The sequence below is a fragment of the Arthrobacter sp. zg-Y1219 genome (genome assembly GCF_030125545.1).
Taxonomy (GTDB): Bacteria; Actinomycetota; Actinomycetes; order Actinomycetales; family Micrococcaceae; genus Arthrobacter_B.
The window spans coordinates 224,441-240,736 of sequence record NZ_JASKLY010000009.1 but is presented as its reverse complement, the minus strand read 5'-3'; the positions used below and the strand labels follow the sequence as shown (position 1 = coordinate 240,736).

Below are 16,296 nucleotides of genomic sequence, written 5' to 3'. Positions count from 1 at the left end.
GCGGAACCGCCAGGTTCGGCGAGGCGGTTCATTGTACGTTTCAGGCAACCGCCGGCCAAGCATCGAGGAAAAACGGAGGCAACATGGCTGAGCATGATATTTCCGGCAAGAAGGTCGCTTTTCTCCTAACCGACGGGGTGGAACAGGTGGAGCTCACCAGCCCGTGGGAAGCCGTGAAGGCTGCCGGCGGAGAGCCCACACTGGTCTCCCTGTCCAGCGGCACCATCCAGGGTTTCGACGGCATCGACAAGGGGGAGACCTTCACCGTCGACCTGACCGTCGCGGACGCGGACGCCGCGGACTATGACGCGCTGGTGCTGCCCGGGGGAGTGGTCAATGCCGATTACCTGCGGGTGGACAAAGACGCCCAGGATTTTGCCCGCGCGTTCTTCGAGGCGCACAAGCCGGTGGCGTCAATCTGCCATGCCCCCTGGCTGCTGATCGAGGCCGGCGTGGTCCGGGGGCGCGACATGACGTCCTATCCGTCCCTGGCGACGGACCTGAAGAACGCCGGCGCCAACTGGAGCGACGAGGAAGTGGTGGTGGACCAGGGCCTGGTGACCAGCCGCAACCCCGGCGACCTGCCCGCCTTCAACGACAAACTGGTCGAGGAAATCGCCGAAGGCGAGCACGAAGGCCAGCACGCCTGACCCGTCGCAGTCTCCGGCCGGAGATCGCGGCGACAGGCCGGGGCGGGTCCGCCGCGGCGGGATGAGATAGCGGGACAATGGGCGGGGAAGCTATTCCCCGCCCATTGTCCTGCTGCCCATTGTCCTGCTGCCCATTGTCCTGCTGCCAATTGTCCTGCTGCCAAATGTCCTGCCCGCCCGCTGAATACCTGGAGATCCGCTTCGATGACTGCTGCCGGCCGGTACCTGTGCACCGGAGTTTCCTGGGACGACGACGGCCCGTACCTGGCGCTGAGCACTCCCGAGGGAGCACGGGAGCGCCGGCGGCTCGACGCCGGCACCGCCCTGGCCTACCGGGTGCTGCCCGGGGACGGCGGAGCCCTGAAATACTGCCTCGGCTCCGTGAAGGTGCAGGACAGGCACACCCGGCTCCACGAGCCCTGTCCGGGACACGCTCCGGCGGACCGCGGCTATCAGTGCGGGCCCTGCTTCGCCCGTGACGACTGGCGGCTGGTGCACAACAGCCACCGGTCAGGCATCGCGTCCCCGGGGCTGAAGCTGTACCTGGCCCAGCCGCACTGGCTCTATGTGGCGACCTTTGCCGACGGCACCACCAAGGTGGGCACGGCCGCTGACGGGCACAAGCGCCTGCGCCTGACCGAGCAGGGCGCGGTGGCGGCGCGTTACGTTGCCCGCGCCGGGGACGGACGCGTGGTCCGCATCCTCGAAGATTTGGTCACGGCCGAAGCGGGGCTGGTCCAGGCGGTCCGTGCCGGCGCGAAGACCGCGGCACTGGCCCGGCCGTTGGCGCCGGACCTTCTGGACGGAATCAATTCCCGCCACGCGGCGTCCGCGCGTCATCTGCTGCGCGGCTCCGGCATCGAAGGGTTCGCCGTCGCTGACGAGACCTGGCAGCGCCCGGAGCAGGCGCAAACCGTGCTCGGCGCGGCCGGGGCTGCCCCTTACCCGCTGGATCCGGGCAGCGGTGAACACGGTCTGTCCATCGAGGCCATGCTGGGAGCCGCGGCGCTGGTGCGGGTGGAGGGCTCCGACACGCCCTTCGTTGCGAATCTGGCCCGGCTCAAGGGCCGGCGCCTGCAGACCGGCCCCTACCGGACCCTTTTGCCCGCCCTGCAGACCGCGCTCTTCTGAGCAAGCCGGCGGCCCGGGCCCCGTTTCGCGGCGGAAGGTGCCGCGCCTGTATTCTGGGACCATGCTAAACACTCCCTGGGAGACCGGTTCCGCCCTGTACCGCAAACTGGTCGTCTCCGCGCTGGTGGTCTCGGGAGCCGGTGTGCTGATGGTCGTCGTCGGCGCCGTTAGCGAGTCTCAGCTGCTGATGTACATTGCCGCCCCGGTGATCGTGGTGGGCATGTGCCTGCACCTCACCGGCATGGTGGTTCGAGCCCGGGACGCCCGGCGCCGGATGAAGGGAACCAAATGAGCATTAATCCCGAGCTGCAGGGCCGCAGCTACCCTGCCAGCGAGCCGTATCAGGTGGGCCGCGAGAAGATCCGCGAATTCGCCCGCGCCGTTCAGGCCAGCCATGCCGCCCACTTTGACGTGGCCGAAGCCGAGCGCCTGGGTTATGCCGATCTGGTGGCCCCTCCCACGTTTGCCGTGATCGTGGCCCAGCGCGCCGACGCGCAGCTCATCTCAGACCCCGACGCCGGCATCGACTTCACCCGCGTAGTGCACGCCGACCAGCGCTTCACCCACCACCGGCCAATCGTCGCCGGCGACGAACTCATCGCTGAGCTTTCCGTGGATGCCGTCCGGGCCATGGGCGACGGCGCCCTGCTCACCACCCGATCGGAGATCTCCACCACGGAGGGCGAAAAAGTCGCCACCGCCGTGTCATCAATCCTCGTCCGAGGAGAAGGGCAGTAACGCCGTGTCGATTGCATTGAGCGAACTCGCTCCCGGGCAGGAAATCGGTTCCGCCACGCTGGAGATTTCCCGCGCCGACCTGGTCCGCTACGCGGGAGCGTCCGGAGATTTCAACCCCATCCACTGGAACGAGCGCTTCGCCCGCAGCGTGGACCTGCCCGGCGTCATCGCCCACGGCATGTTCACCATGGGCGCCGCAGTGCAGCTGGTGACCGACTGGATCGGCGACCCCGGCGCCGTCATCGACTACCAGACCCGCTTCACCCGCCCGGTCCCCGTCGAGGACATTGAAGGGGAACCCGGCGCCGTCGTCGAGGTCACCGGCGTCATTGGCGCGCTCGACGCCGACAATTCCACCGCACGCGTGGACCTCACCGTCACCTACGACGGCAAGAAGGTCCTGGTCAAGGCACAGGCGGTTGTACGGATCTGGTGAGCGCACTGACCTCGGTACCCCTGGCCTCCCTGACCACCTCCCGCGTAGGCGGCCCGGCGCGCCGCTACATCAACGCGGAAACCGAAGACGAGCTGATCGGCGCGGTCCGCGCCGCCGACGAAGCGAAGGAACCGCTGCTGATCGTGGGCGGCGGCTCCAATCTGCTGATTTCCGACGCCGGTTTTGACGGTGCGGTGGTCCACGTCGCCACCCTCGGCCTGGACCTGAACACCAACACCGATGGAACCGTGACGGTCCGGGCCCAGGCCGGACACCCCTGGGACGAGGTGGTGGCGCAAACGCTGCGCGAGGGCTGCTCCGGACTGGAGGCCCTCTCCGGCATTCCGGGACTGGCCGGCGCGACGCCGGTGCAGAACGTGGGCGCCTACGGCGCCGACGTCTCGCACAGCATCACCGGAGTCCGTGCCTGGGACCGGCAGGACCGAGCCATCGTTTCCTTCGGCAACGAGGACCTGCAGTTCGGCTACCGGGACTCGGTGCTCAAGCGCAGCACCGTGAACGGCTCGCCGCGCTATGTGGTCCTCACCGTCGACTTCGGGCTGACCCGCGGCATGGAGAGCGCCCCGGTGCGCTACGCCGAGCTGGCCCGCGCCCTGAACGTGCAGGTGGGCGAGCGGGCTCCCGCCGACGACGTGCGCCGCGAGGTCCTGCGCCTGCGTGCCGGCAAGGGCATGGTGCTTGACGCGTCGGATCCCGACACGTACAGCACCGGATCGTTCTTCACGAACCCGGTGGTGTCCGAGGAAGCGGCCGCTCATTTGCCGCCGGAGGCGCCGCGCTATCCGGTGTCCCAGCCCGGCATGGTCAAGCTCAGCGCCGCCTGGCTGATTGACCGGTCCGGTTTTCCCAAGGGGTTCGGCCTGCCCTCCACCGGCCAGGGCACTGAACTGGCCGGCGGCCGCGCCTCGCTGTCCACCAAACACACGCTGGCCGTGACGAACCGCGGCAACGCCACCGCCGAAGACCTGCTGGCCGTGGCACGGGCCGTGGCCGACGGCGTGGAGGACGCGTTCGGCATCCGGCTGCACCCCGAGCCGCTGCTGATCAACTGCAGCCTCTGACCGCCTAACGCGGCCCTCCGCGGGCCGGCCCGCGCCGCGCCCAGGCCGCCGCCGCCCGGGTGCTGTGGATGGCGGCGCGGTCCCGGCGGGGATCCAGCAGACGGCAGTTGCACAGCCACTGGATCAGCCGCGGCGTCAGGCTGATCTGGGTCCGGCGGTCCTGGAGATCCGGCAGCAGCCACTCCGGTTCCAGGAAGCCGCTGAGCAGGTAGGCGAGCACTTCCGCTCCGAACAGCCGGGCAAAGGCATCATCCGGATCCAGGGACCGCTCAAGGTCCAGCAGCTCGGCGTCTTCGGCGCAGAGAATCCGCTCGCCTTCCGTTTCGAGGTAATCCCGCAGATGCGCCCCCACCCGCAGATACCGCACGCCGGTGGGTATCCGTTTGCCGATGCAGCTGGACGCGAAAAAACTGTCGAGGATGGAATCAATGGATTCCAGGGGTTGCTGGCCTGCCGGTTTCTGCTCCATGGGAACACCGTCCCACCTGCCACTGACACTGGGCGGAAGGGGTAGCCTCAAGCTCAACCGCCGGCGCAGTCCGCCGCCCCGGCACCGGCAGGAAGGACAGCAGATGGCGCGACGGAGATGGCCGCTGGCCGTCTATCCGGCGGGTTTCCTGGTGACCCTGATCGCCCTGCGGATGGCTTTCCGGATGCTGGACGGCGGAGCCCCCTGGCCACTCGCCGCCCTGGTAGTGGCTGCGGGCGTGGCCCTGGTTCTCCTGCTGGTCCGCTTCGCGGGCCGGCGGAACCCTGAGCCCTAAACCGAAAAACCCGGTGTTTTAGAGGTTGCCGGTGGCGATCTTGAGCATGCGCCGCAGCGGCTCGGCAGCGCCCCAGAGCAGCTGGTCACCGATGGTGAAGGCGCTGATGTACTCCGGGCCCATTTCCAGCTTGCGGATCCGGCCCACCGGAATGTCCAGGGTTCCGCTGACCGCCACCGGTGTCAGCTCCGCCATGGACGCTTCCTTGGTGTTGGGCACCACCTTGGCCCATTCGTTGTCGGCGTCGATGATGCGTTCAATCTCGGCGACGGACAGGTCCTCGGTGAGCTTGAGCGTCAGCGCCTGGGAGTGCGAGCGCATCGCGCCGATCCGGACGCACAGACCGTCGAACGGAATCCGCCCGTCGGTTTCCCGGCCCAGAATCTTGTTGGTCTCCGCGCCGGCCTTCCATTCTTCCTTGGACTGCCCGTTGCCCAGGTCCGCATCGATCCAGGGGATCACCGAACCCGCCAGCGGCACGCCGAACTGCGAGGCGTCCAGGTTCGGGTTCCGCTGCTGGGCCAGGACGGCCCGGTCGATGTCCAGGATGGCGGAGCCGGGATCGGCCAGATTGTCCGCCACGACGGAGTTCAGCGATCCGAACTGGTTGAGCAGTTCGCGCATGTGCCGGGCGCCTCCGCCCGAAGCCGCCTGGTAGGTCATGGAGGTGCCCCACTCCACCAGGCCGTTGCGGAACAGTCCGCCCAGTCCCATCAGCATGCAGGAGACAGTGCAGTTGCCGCCCACGAAGTTCTTCACGCCGCGCGCCAGGCCGGCGTCGATGACGTTCCGGTTCACCGGGTCCAGGACGATGATCGATTCCTGCTCCATCCGCAGCGTGGACGCAGCGTCAATCCAGAGCCCGTCCCAGCCGGCGTCGCGCAGTTTGGGGTAGACCTCGGAGGTGTAGCCCCCGCCCTGGGCGGTAACGATAATCGGCAGCTTGGCCAGCGTCTCGACGTCGTACGCGTCCTGAAGCTTTCCCGCACCGTCGGCGAAGGCCGGCGCGGCGCCTCCCGCGTTGGAGGTGGAGAAGAACACGGGGTTGATCAGGTCAAAGTCGCCCTCGTCCTGCATGCGCTGCATGAGGACGGAACCGACCATGCCCCGCCAGCCGATGAAGCCCGCGGTGGGAACGGAGGTAGCTGCGAAAGTCATGCTTCCCAGTTTAGGGCAGTTCGGCTTGCCCGTCCTGATCGGTGACGGTGTCGGACGTCCGGGCGCGGACCCACAAGGCAATCCTGTACGCGGTGCCGTTGGCAGCGGCAAACCATCCCCGGGCCGGGCTCACGGCGGTGAACGTCCAGTCCGGTCCCAGCCCCGGCGCATAAGTGTCGCCCTCGATGCTGGCATCGATGACGGTTACCACCGCGGCGTCGGCGAGCGGCACAGCCGATTCCCAGAGCCGGGCGCCGCCGATGATCCAGATTTCCCCGCTGCCCGGACTGCGGCGAGCGGTGTCCAGCGCCTGCTCCAGCGAGGGAACGACGACGGCGCCGGACGGCGCGATCTCCGCAGCCAGCGTGTCGCTGGAGCTGACCACGATGTTGGTGCGGCCGGGCAGCGGGCGGAAGGCGGGCGGGAAGGATTCCCAGGTCCGCCGCCCCATGATGACCGGATGTCCCGCAGTGGTGGCCTTGAAGTGCGCCAGGTCTTCGGGAAGGTGCCACGGCATGCCGCCGTCGCGGCCAATCACCCCGTCGATCGTCTGGGCCCAGATCAGGCCGATCAGCGGATCCCGGGTATTCGCGGGCACATGCTCCGCCAGTGCCGAGCTCAGGTCCTGCCCCTCGGGGGAAGCCTCTGCGCCGCCGGCGGGAAAGTAGCGGATGCCGCCGGTGGAATTACTCAAGCTGCTCAAGTTACTCAAGGGAGCGCGCCTCTCAGACTGCAATCGGAGCTTTGATGCCGGGATGGTGCCGGTAGTCCAGGACCTCGAAGTCCTCCAGGGCGTAGCCGAAAATCGAGTCCGGCTTCCGCGCCAGGCGCAGCTGCGGATAGGGGAAGGGCTCGCGGCTGAGCTGTTCCCGGACCTGGTCCACGTGATTGTCATAGATGTGGACATCCCCGCCGGTCCAGACGAACTCTCCCGGCTCCAGGCCGGTCTGCTGCGCGACCATGAGGGTCAGCAGCGCGTAAGAGGCAATGTTGAACGGCACCCCGAGGAACAGGTCGGCGGAGCGCTGGTACAGCTGGCAGGAGAGCTTCCCGTCGGCCACGTAGAACTGGAACAGGGCGTGGCACGGCGGCAGGGCCATGTTGTCCACCTCGGCCGGGTTCCAGGCGGTGACGATGTGGCGGCGGGAATCGGGATTGGTCCGGATGCTCTCGACCACCTTGGCGATCTGGTCGATGGAGCCCCCGTCCGGCGTCGGCCACGAGCGCCACTGGACGCCGTAGACCGGGCCCAGCTCGCCGTCGTCGTCCGCCCATTCGTTCCAGATCTTCACGCCGCGCTCCTGCAGCCAGCGGACATTGGAGTCCCCGCGCAGGAACCACAGCAGCTCAAGGGCCACCGACTTGAAGTGCACCCGCTTGGTGGTGATCAGCGGAAAGGAATCCTGCAGGTCAAAGCGCATCTGGCGGCCGAAAACGCTGCGGGTGCCGGTGCCGGTGCGGTCGGATTTCTGCGTCCCGTGGTCCATGACGTCGCGGAGCAGGTCTTCATACGGGGTAGGAATAGTCACTGCATCAGTCTAGTTCGTCTGTGCACTTGGCTGTTTGCCGCCCGTCCTCGCTGGCTTCTGAGGGTTAGAGCGCGCCGCCGGCGGCTGCGGGTGCCGCGGCGTCGTGCCGGCCGCTGTCGCCGATCTGCTCGCGGGCCATGAAGTTCTCCAAGTCGAAGAGGTTCTCTGCCCGCTTGGCAACCGTCAGCAGCGTCGACATGGAGGCAACTTCCTCCACCTGTTCCTTGAGGAACCACAGCATGAACTGCTCGCCGAGGGCATCACCTTCGGCGCGCGCCGCGGCAAAGAGCGCCTCGATCTGCCGGGTCACCTGCTTTTCCTGTTCCAGGGCCAGGCTTATGGGTTCCACCACGGTGGAAAAGTCGTTGCGCACCGCTGCGATGCCGGGAATGCGAACGGGAAGGTCCCGGTCCACCATGTACTGCACCAGCATCATGGCGTGGTTGCGTTCCTCCACCGACTGGGCGTAGAAGTGCCGGGCCAGCTGCGGGAGGTCTTCACCGTCAAAGAACACTGCCATCGCAATGTACTGCTGGGAGGCGTTGAATTCGTGGCCGATCTGGGCTTCGAGGAGTTCCGTGAATGTGCTCATGGCCCCACCCTAGGCCGCCGGGTGCACCGAAAAAAGCACGGATAGGCTTGGCTCGCCTGGGCGGGCCAAGCCTATCCGGATCGGGCCCCAGCTAGTCGTCGAAGGCCCGGAAGCGTTCCAGGGAGACGATTCTTCCCTCGTCGGTTGCGCTGACCTGGCAGATCACGGCTTCACCCGGCGCCAGGAACGGGTCCTTGGACGGCAGCCCAATGGACAGGCCGGTGGGCATGTGCCGGGACAGGACCTCGAAGGTCAGGGGAAGCACCGGCCGGTGGGTGCACAGCACCACCGGCTTGCCCTTGTCGAACAGCGCCTCCACCGCGTTCCGTGCCTTCCCCGGCTTGCGCTTGGCGCTGCGCTCGGTGATGGCATCCACGGTCTTGAACTTCACTGACCTTGCCTTCACATACGGACGCACCGTCTGCACGCAGCGGACCCAGGGACTGGACACCACGCGGTCCGGGAGCCACGCGGCCAGCAGCCGCGACACGGCCTGTGCCTGGCGCAGCCCGGTTGCCGCCAGCGGCCGGTCGCCTTCGGCCCGGGTCCAGGAGGAGCGCGGCTTCGCCTTGGCGTGCCGGACGACAATCAGCGGCCAGGTCCGGAGCCTGCCCTCGGCATGGGCCTCTTCCAGGGCATGCAGCGGCAGCCTGTCGGAGGGATTGGTCAGCTCGGCGTGCGCTTCCTCCGGACTGCACCAGCGGACGCCGTCCACTTCCTTGCCGTCCGGAACCGGTTTGCCGTCCTGGATCCGAGCGGCCCAGTAATGGACAATCTTCATGCCCGACGCCACCGGATACACAGGGGCCGGCAGGGGAATGCCCAGCCGGATCCGGATCCCGGCTTCCTCCCGGACCTCCCGCACCGCACATTCGGGAGTGGTTTCCCCGTCGTCCAGCTTTCCCTTGGGCCAGGACCAGTCCTTGTACCGGGGGCGGTGAATCATGAGGACCTCGAGCCGGCCGTCCCGGGTGCGCCAGCACAGCGCGCCGGCGGCCACCACTCGAATGGCCTCCGCCGCGGTGCCGCCCTCGCCCGGCGTTTTCTCGCCGTCGGGCCAGCCGCCGGCACCCGAAGGCCGGGTCCGTTCGCCCTGGGGCTGAATCAGCTCGTCCGCCGAGGTTCCGGGTTCAGTGGACATGACCATCAACGGCGGGCGGCGGCGCGCTGGCGGGACCGGGAAGCCAGCAGCCAGGACTGCACGTCCTGGAGCGGTTCCCCCTCCTCGTTCTTATGGTGCCGGGTCCAGATGCCGTCCTTCTCGAGGTGCCAGCTCGCCGTCCCGGGGTCCATGTAGCGGTCCATGAGGGAGATGAGGTCAGCGACGTCCTCCCGTGAGGCCAGCTGCACCAGGGCTTCTACCCGGCGGTCCAGGTTGCGGTGCATCATGTCGGCCGAACCGATGAACACCACCGGATCCCCGGCATTGGCGAACGCGAAGACCCGGGAGTGCTCGAGGAAGCGGCCCAGCACGGAACGGACGGTGATGTTCTCGCTCAGTCCCGGAACACCCGGCCGCACCGAGCAGATGCCGCGCACGATCACGTCCACCCGGACGCCGGCCTGCGAAGCCCGGTACAGGGAGTCGATGATCGCCTCATCCACCATCGAATTGACCTTGATGATCACGCGTGCGGCCAGCCCGGCCTTTTTGTTGGCAATTTCCCGCTCAATGCGGTCGATCAGGCCTGACCGGACCGACCGGGGAGCCACCAGCAGGCGCTTGAACGTTGACTTCGGGGCGTAGCCGGAGAGCTGGTTGAAGAGCTTCGTCAGGTCCTCGCCCACCTGCTCGTTGGACGTCAGCAGCCCGAGGTCCTCGTAGTACCGGGCGGTGCGCGGATGGTAGTTGCCTGTGCCGATGTGGCAGTAGCGCCGCAGCCCGTCCACTTCCTGGCGGACCACCAGGGAAAGCTTGCAGTGGGTTTTCAGGCCCACGATTCCGTACACCACATGGACGCCGGCCTGCTCCAGCTTGCGCGCCCAGGAAATGTTCGCCTGCTCGTCGAAGCGCGCCTTGATCTCCACCAGGGCCAGGACCTGCTTGCCTGATTCGGCGGCGTCAATCAGCGCGTCAACGATGGGGGAGTCCCCGGACGTGCGGTACAGGGTCTGCTTTATGGCCTGGACGCGCGGATCCGCGGCGGCCTGCTCCAGGAAGGCCTGAACCGAGGTGGAGAAGGAATCGTACGGGTGGTGCAGCAGGATGTCGCGGCGGCGCATGGCGGCGAACACATCGGCCGGCTTGGAGGTTTCGGATTCCTTCAGGTGCAGGCTGGTGTGCGGGACCTGCTTGGGATAGTGCAGGTCGGCGCGGTCAATCCGGCTGATGCCGGCCAGGCCGCGCAGATCCAGCGGAGCCGGCAGGGCATAAACTTCGTCCTCTTCGACGCCGAGTTCGCGCACCAGCAGTTCACGGATGCTGGGATTGATGTCGGTGGTGACCTCAAGCCGGACGGGCGGGCCGAACCGGCGGCGCAGCAGTTCCTTTTCGAGCGCCTGCAGGAGGTTCTCGGCGTCGTCCTCTTCCACCTCCAGGTCCTCGTTGCGGGTCACCCGGAAGGCGTGGTGTTCCATCACGTCCATGCCGGGGAAGAGCTGGTCCAGATGCTCGGCGATCACGTCTTCGAGCGGAATGAAGCGGGCCACCCGGCCGGCCACGTTGCCGGCCCGGGGGCCGTCCACGGAGATCAGGCGCGGCAGCTGGTCAGGCACCTTCACGCGGGCGAAGAATTCCTTGCCGCTGACGGGATTGCGGACGACGACGGCCAGGTTCAGCGACAGCCCGGAAATGTAGGGGAAGGGATGCGCCGGATCCACGGCCAGCGGCGTGAGGATCGGAAAGACCTTGGAGGCGAACTGGCGGTGCAGGTACGCCTTGGACGTGTCGTCGAGCTCGTCCCAGCCCACCAGGAAGATCTGTTCCTCGGCCAGGGCGGGCCGGATCTGCCGCGCAAAGACCTCGGCGTGGCGCTGCTGCAGCCGGTAGCCGGCTTCGACAATGTGTTCCAGCTGTTCAATGGGACTCAGCCCGGCCGCCGAGGGGACGGCCAGGCCGGTGGCAATCCGGCGCTTCAGGCCGGCAACGCGGACCATGAAGAACTCGTCGAGGTTGGACGCGAAGATGGACAGGAAGCTGACCCGTTCCAGCAGGTACAGGTCCGGATCCTCGGCCAGCTCCAGGACCCGGGCGTTGAAGTGCAGCCAGCTGATCTCGCGGTCCAGGAAGCGTTCCGGACTGATGTCCCCCTCGGGCACCAGCGCCGGGCCGAAGTCGGGAATGTCTATCCGGTCCTCGGTGGCCCGGGGCGCAGACATGGACTCAGCCGACCCGAAAGTGTAATGCGGTTCGGCGGCGGTATCGGATCCCATGGTCTCTCCCTGCAGTACTGGCGGCGGTTCGGACCGTGCTCCCGGGGTTCCCCGGCGGACACAGCCGTCGAATCAACATTACAAGCTGTTCCGGCTCATCCGGCCGCGTACATCACGTCGGTGTCCCAGCGGACGAACCCCAGCCTCTTGTAGAGCGCCATGGCGGCTTCGTTGTCGGCATCCACGTAGAGCATGATTGCCTGCAGCCCGGCGTCCTGAAGATGCCGGATGCCCGCGACGGTCAGGGTCTTGCCCAGTCCCATGCCCTGGGCGGCGGGAACGACGCCGACCACGTACACCTCGCCGATCGGCGGATGGCCGCCCGCGCCGGGATGGACCTTGGTCCAGTGGAAGCCGAGGATCGCGCCGTCGTCGTCGCGGACCGCCAGGAGGAAGCCTTCCGGATCGAACCAGTCTTCCGCCATCCGCGCCTGCAGGTCGGCGCGCGTCATGCCGCCCTGCTCGGGGTGGTGCGCAAATGCCGCAGCGTTCGCGGCGAGCCAGGCGTCTTCGTCGGTGCCCGGCCGGAAGGACCGCAGCGACACGCCGTCTGGCAGGTCGGCCGGGGGCAGGGCGGCAGCCTCGCCGCCGTGGGTCAGGCGCAGGCGCAGGAGCTCGCGCACGGGGCGGTAGCCGAAGCGCTGCGCGAGTTCGACGGCGGCTTCATGGTTGCCGTGCGACCACGCCTGGGGCGCGGGGAACGAGCCTTCGCCCACCTGTTCCTGCACCGCGGATGCCAGGGCGGCGCCCACTCCCTTGCTCCGGTATGCGGGATGAACCACCAGCTCCAGGACGCCGGGTTCTCCGTCCCGTCCGCGGATCAGCACGGCGACGCCGGCCAGGGCCTTCGCGGCCGAGGCCGCCGGGGACTCGTCCTCGGCGAAGGTGGCAAAAACCAACAGCGAGCCGGGATCCGTTTCGGCGGAACGAAGATCAACGAGTGTCTGCTCCGAGAGCGGTGGATTGCCGTCGGCGTCGTTGGCGGCGGAGGCGAGCTCACGGATCTGGGCCAGGAGTTCCGGATCGGGCGTTCCCTTGGTGAGGGTGACGGTCCAGGGCAATACTCGTTCGTCTCTCATTGAAGAAGCCTAACGCCCGGAGGCCGGCGGGCAACCCGGACGGCTCAAAGCGGCCGCGGCCCGTCCGGACCTCGGGTGTCGCGGGGGACGGGCATCGCGGGGACGGAGGGGTCAGGCGTCCTGGCTCGCTGCGGGTGCCGGATCCTCGGCCAGGCGGGAGCGGGTGAACCGGTATCCGACGTTGCGGACGGTGCCGATGAGGTTCTCGTGGTCCGTGCCCAGCTTGGCGCGCAGCCGCCGCACGTGAACGTCCACGGTCCGGGTGCCGCCGTAATAGTCGTAGCCCCAGACCTCGTGCAGCAGCTGGTCACGGGTGAAAACCCTGCCGGGATGCTGCGCCAGGTATTTCAGGAGCTCGAATTCCTTGTAGGTCAGGTTGAGCGCCGTGCCATTCACCCGTGCGGTGTAGCTGGCCTCGTCGATCACGACGCCGGAGGCGCGGATTTCGGTGCTGGCAGCCTCGGACGTGGAGTGGACCCGGGCCGCCATCAGCCGGAGCCGGGCTTCCAGTTCGGCGGGCCCGGCCGTGTCGAGGATGACGTCGTCGGCGAGCCAGTTCGCCGCCACGGCGGCCATTCCGCCCTCGGTCAGAATAAGGATCAGGGGAGTGTCGAGGCCGGTGGCCTTCAGCAGCTGGGTCAGGGACCGGGCACCGACCAGGTCCTTGCGGGCGTCAACCAGGACCACGTCGCTGGGATCGGTTTCCAGCAGCGCCGTGGGCTCGGCGGGAACAACCTGGACCTTGTGGTTCAACAGCCCGAGGGCAGGCAGGACATCCACTGAGGGGCCCGGACTGTTGGTCAGGAGCAGAATGTGCGACATGGATCCTCCGAAAGTTGGGCGCACATCGTTGGGCACAAGCTTGACCGCATCCGCAGGAGGCGAAGGTGTTGAAAGTATAACCATGCGGGAACGCCCGGCCTGTAGCTTTCTTCTGCGCGGCGTAATAAGGCAGGATGGCTTAAGTGAAACTTTGGAGCGTAGCGGTGCTTGCGGGAGCAGCCCTCATTGGCATCGTAGGTGCTTCGTACTGGTCGGTGGCGGCCGTTGCGGTGATGACCGGCCTTCTGGCAGTTGTCATGGGCATCGGCTGGCCGCACCTGCTGGATGTGCCGGCGAAAAAAACCCAGGGCGCCGTGCTGGCGCTGGCCGGCGCAGGGGCCTGCGCTGCGGCGTTTGTTGCCCCGGCTGCTGCCCTGCTGACCTGGCTGCCCGGAATCGCCGCCGTGGGCGTGGGCGCGATCTTCCTCATTCAGCTGCTGCGAGGCACCGGCCAGGCCCACCGGCTGGAATCGACCATCGGCAACATCGCCGGTGTGCTCCTGGCCGTGATGGGGTCCGGCTGGGTTGCAGCGGACCGGCTGGCCGGTACCGACGGCAGTCCGGCGGGCCTGACCATGGCGGCCGCCGGCATCGTGGCGGCCCTGGCCGCCAGCCTTATTCCAGTGCCGGACCGGATCGCAGCACCGCTGGGCGTCGCCGCGGGCGCCCTCGCCGGGGCGCTGGCCGGGGTCCTGCAGCCCGAGGCCGATGTTCCCGCGTTGTCAGCAGCCCTGATGGGTGCCGTGGGCGCCGCCGTGATCATGGCAGTGCGCCGGCTGGTCCTCTCCCGCGACATCACCACCCGCCGGGGCCGGCTCGCCCTGGCCCTGGCGCCGATTCTCGCGCTGGGCTCCGTGGTGTATTTCCTGGCCCGGCTCCTCGTACCCTGACCCCTGCCGGATTGCCGCGCGTTCCGGTTTCCCGGCACGGGGATGTCATGGGAGATGTCATGCGGGATGCCACCGGGATGTCATGGAAGGAAACGCCCGCGGCTGCGGGTTAGGATGTAGCTATGGATCCGCTCTTAGCCCTCGAAATCTTCTTTCTCGTTCTGCTCGGCATCACCGGCGTCGGCATGGCAGCATTCGCCGGCCTAGTCGTCAGCCGCCTGTATAAAGGGCAGAAGTAACCCCCTCTCAGCAACCCGAAGGAACAGGTCAGCGCCATGCCCATGGAGATTCCCACCGATCTGACCCCTGAACTCGTGCCGTTGTCCTGGCTGCTTGGCACCTGGGAAGGCTCCGGCCGGCTCGGGGAGGGCGAGGCAGACTCCGAGTACTTCTCGCAGCGTGTCACCTTCAGCCAGAACGGCCTGCCGTACCTGAAGTATGAGGCCGAAAGCTGGCTCACCGACGAGGAAGGCACCGTTCTGCGGCCACTCGCGGTCGAGACCGGCTTCTGGGCGCTGGACCGCCCGCTGAACGACGCCGACGGCGGCCCCGGGCTCACCCCCGCGGACATCGTCCCGGCCCTGCGCAGCGCCGACGAGGTTGAAAAACTCCGCAACGACACCGGCGGCTTCGACATCACGGCCACCATCGTCCATCCCGGCGGCATCGCTGAGCTGTACTACGGCCAAATCAAGGGCCCGCAGATCTCTCTGACCACCGACATGGTGATGCGCGGCGTGAATTCCAAGGAATACACAGCCGCCACGCGCATCTTCGGGCTAGTCAACGGGGACCTGTACTGGCGCTGGGACGTGGCCGAAGGCGGCAACGCCCTGACGGCCCATGCGTCCGCCATCCTCAAGAAAAACTCCTGAGACACCTTTTGCCCGGCGGAATAGCCGCACCCGCAAGGACGTTGCACCCGTTATGACTTATCGAAGCCCCCTCCTGTCCCGCCACGGTGCGGTGGAAGCCGGAGGCCTGGATGCCGGCGTCGCCGCACACTACGGCGATCCCCTGCGCGAACAGCGGGAACTGGCCCGCGGCAACGCCGTCGTCGACCTGTCCCACCGCGGAGTGGTCACCGTCAGCGGCCCGGACCGGCTGAGCTGGCTGAACACGCTCTCCTCGCAGAACGTCAGCAGCCTGCAGCCCGGAATGAGCTCGGAACTGCTGCTGCTGAGCGTCCAGGGACGGATCGAGCATGACGCCCGGATCCTCGACGACGGCGACACCGCCTGGCTGATCGTGGAAGCGGCGGAAGCTCCGGTCCTGTCCGCCTGGCTCGAACGGATGAAGTTCATGCTTCGGGTGGAAGTGGCGGATGCCAGCGCCGAGTGGGCCGTGGCAGCCTCGGTGGCACCGGTCCCGGCGTGGGAGCAGTACCTGTGCTGGACTGATCCCTGGCCGAACATCGGGCCCGGAGGCTTTGCCTATACCGGGGTGCCGGAGGATGCCCATCCCGGCCGCGACCGCCCCTGGCACGAGTACCTGATTCCTGCCGCCGAGCTGGAACCGGCCGTGGAGGCCTCCGGCCGGACGCTGGCCGGCACCATGGCTTCCGAGGCCCTGCGGATAGCCGCGTGGCGCCCGCGGCTCGGCGCCGAGACCGACGACAAGACGATTCCGCACGAGCTGGACCTGATCCGGACTGCGGTGCACCTGGCCAAGGGCTGCTACAAGGGCCAGGAGACCGTGGCCCGGGTGCACAACCTTGGCCACCCGCCGCGCCGCCTCGTGTTCCTGCAGCTGGACGGCTCCCAGCACACCCTGCCGGCGCCCGGCAGCGAAGTGCTGCTGGGGGAGCGGAAGGTGGGCACCGTGACCTCAGTGGCCCAGCACTATGAGATGGGCGCGGTGGCGTTGGCCGTGGTGAAGCGGTCAGCGGATCCTGCCGCCCCGCTGATGGTGAACGACGGCGGCGAGCCCTACGCCGCCGCACAGGAGATCATCGTGGCGCCCGACGCCGGGCAGGTCGTCGGCCGGGCCGGCGGCTTCCTTCGCCCGCCACGGGCATAGCCGCATCCAGCGGCAAAGACGTCAGACCAACACA

Annotated in this window: 19 protein-coding genes; 10 read left to right on the top strand and 9 right to left on the bottom strand. The window is 67.8% G+C overall.

The genetic code is table 11. The annotated features are described in order from the left end of the window. Positions 1 to 83: 83 nt before the first annotated feature. From QNO00_RS05905 to QNO00_RS05880, 6 genes are all read left to right on the top strand, one after another. Complete coding sequence (locus tag QNO00_RS05905) at positions 84 to 650, top strand: type 1 glutamine amidotransferase domain-containing protein (RefSeq protein ID WP_229964839.1); 567 nt, start codon at positions 84 to 86, stop codon at positions 648 to 650. 204 nt (positions 651 to 854) lie between these two features. Continuing rightward, positions 855 to 1,781, top strand: a complete 927-nt coding sequence (locus tag QNO00_RS05900) for a DUF2797 domain-containing protein (RefSeq protein ID WP_284023907.1) — start codon at positions 855 to 857, stop codon at positions 1,779 to 1,781. Between the two features lie 61 nt (positions 1,782 to 1,842). After that, positions 1,843 to 2,073, top strand: coding sequence for a hypothetical protein (locus tag QNO00_RS05895; RefSeq protein ID WP_229964841.1), 231 nt, complete (start codon positions 1,843 to 1,845; stop codon positions 2,071 to 2,073). Then, positions 2,070 to 2,519, top strand: coding sequence for an FAS1-like dehydratase domain-containing protein (locus tag QNO00_RS05890; protein ID WP_229964842.1), 450 nt, complete (start codon positions 2,070 to 2,072; stop codon positions 2,517 to 2,519). Before QNO00_RS05895 ends, QNO00_RS05890 begins: the two co-directional genes overlap by 4 nt. A 4-nt stretch (positions 2,520 to 2,523) precedes the next feature. Continuing rightward, positions 2,524 to 2,955 (top strand): MaoC family dehydratase, encoded by a 432-nt coding sequence (locus QNO00_RS05885; RefSeq protein ID WP_229964843.1) that lies wholly within the window; start codon positions 2,524 to 2,526, stop codon positions 2,953 to 2,955. 5 nt (positions 2,956 to 2,960) lie between these two features. After that, a complete protein-coding gene (locus tag QNO00_RS05880; RefSeq protein WP_284023967.1) occupies positions 2,961 to 4,037 on the top strand; it encodes a UDP-N-acetylmuramate dehydrogenase in 1,077 nt (358 codons plus the stop codon). 4 nt (positions 4,038 to 4,041) lie between these two features. Here QNO00_RS05880 and QNO00_RS05875 read toward each other — a convergent pair whose 3' ends face one another. Next, positions 4,042 to 4,506, bottom strand: coding sequence for a hypothetical protein (locus QNO00_RS05875; RefSeq protein WP_284023906.1), 465 nt, complete (start codon positions 4,504 to 4,506; stop codon positions 4,042 to 4,044). Positions 4,507 to 4,609: 103 nt separating this feature from the next. On the opposite strand from QNO00_RS05875, the gene QNO00_RS05870 reads away from it, so the two are divergent. Next, positions 4,610 to 4,801 (top strand): hypothetical protein, encoded by a 192-nt coding sequence (locus QNO00_RS05870; protein WP_284023905.1) that lies wholly within the window; start codon positions 4,610 to 4,612, stop codon positions 4,799 to 4,801. 18 nt (positions 4,802 to 4,819) lie between these two features. Here QNO00_RS05870 and asd read toward each other — a convergent pair whose 3' ends face one another. From asd to QNO00_RS05830, 8 genes are all read right to left on the bottom strand, one after another. Continuing rightward, positions 4,820 to 5,959 (bottom strand): aspartate-semialdehyde dehydrogenase, encoded by a 1,140-nt coding sequence (gene asd / locus QNO00_RS05865; RefSeq protein WP_284023904.1) that lies wholly within the window; start codon positions 5,957 to 5,959, stop codon positions 4,820 to 4,822. A gap of 10 nt (positions 5,960 to 5,969) precedes the next feature. Next, positions 5,970 to 6,653 carry a dihydrofolate reductase gene (locus tag QNO00_RS05860; protein WP_502863134.1) on the bottom strand — a complete coding sequence of 228 codons (684 nt, stop codon included), beginning with the start codon at positions 6,651 to 6,653 and terminating at the stop codon, positions 5,970 to 5,972. 31 nt (positions 6,654 to 6,684) lie between these two features. Further along, positions 6,685 to 7,488: a thymidylate synthase gene (locus QNO00_RS05855; RefSeq protein ID WP_284015512.1), complete on the bottom strand. Its 804-nt coding sequence runs from the start codon at positions 7,486 to 7,488 to the stop codon at positions 6,685 to 6,687. Positions 7,489 to 7,552: 64 nt separating this feature from the next. Next, positions 7,553 to 8,080: a ferritin gene (locus tag QNO00_RS05850; RefSeq protein WP_284023903.1), complete on the bottom strand. Its 528-nt coding sequence runs from the start codon at positions 8,078 to 8,080 to the stop codon at positions 7,553 to 7,555. Between the two features lie 91 nt (positions 8,081 to 8,171). After that, positions 8,172 to 9,221, bottom strand: a complete 1,050-nt coding sequence (locus tag QNO00_RS05845) for an NUDIX hydrolase (protein WP_229964848.1) — start codon at positions 9,219 to 9,221, stop codon at positions 8,172 to 8,174. Positions 9,222 to 9,226: 5 nt separating this feature from the next. Further along, positions 9,227 to 11,452, bottom strand: a complete 2,226-nt coding sequence (locus QNO00_RS05840) for an RNA degradosome polyphosphate kinase (RefSeq protein ID WP_284023902.1) — start codon at positions 11,450 to 11,452, stop codon at positions 9,227 to 9,229. Between the two features lie 95 nt (positions 11,453 to 11,547). After that, positions 11,548 to 12,531, bottom strand: a complete 984-nt coding sequence (gene mshD, locus QNO00_RS05835; RefSeq protein WP_284023901.1) for a mycothiol synthase — start codon at positions 12,529 to 12,531, stop codon at positions 11,548 to 11,550. Positions 12,532 to 12,642: 111 nt separating this feature from the next. Then, on the bottom strand, positions 12,643 to 13,353 hold the full coding sequence (locus tag QNO00_RS05830) for a winged helix-turn-helix transcriptional regulator (RefSeq protein WP_229964851.1): 711 nt from the start codon (positions 13,351 to 13,353) through the stop codon (positions 12,643 to 12,645). A 143-nt stretch (positions 13,354 to 13,496) separates the two neighbouring features. Here QNO00_RS05830 and QNO00_RS05825 point away from each other — a divergent pair, with 143 nt between their 5' ends. From QNO00_RS05825 to ygfZ, 3 genes are all read left to right on the top strand, one after another. Next, the gene (locus QNO00_RS05825) at positions 13,497 to 14,243 is read left to right on the top strand and encodes a hypothetical protein (RefSeq protein WP_229964852.1); all 747 of its coding nucleotides are present in this window, start codon (positions 13,497 to 13,499) and stop codon (positions 14,241 to 14,243) included. Between the two features lie 275 nt (positions 14,244 to 14,518). After that, positions 14,519 to 15,118 carry a heme-binding beta-barrel domain-containing protein gene (locus QNO00_RS05820; RefSeq protein WP_229964853.1) on the top strand — a complete coding sequence of 200 codons (600 nt, stop codon included), beginning with the start codon at positions 14,519 to 14,521 and terminating at the stop codon, positions 15,116 to 15,118. 52 nt (positions 15,119 to 15,170) lie between these two features. Further along, positions 15,171 to 16,262, top strand: coding sequence for a CAF17-like 4Fe-4S cluster assembly/insertion protein YgfZ (ygfZ, locus tag QNO00_RS05815; protein ID WP_284023900.1), 1,092 nt, complete (start codon positions 15,171 to 15,173; stop codon positions 16,260 to 16,262). The last annotated feature ends 34 nt before the right edge of the window (positions 16,263 to 16,296 follow it).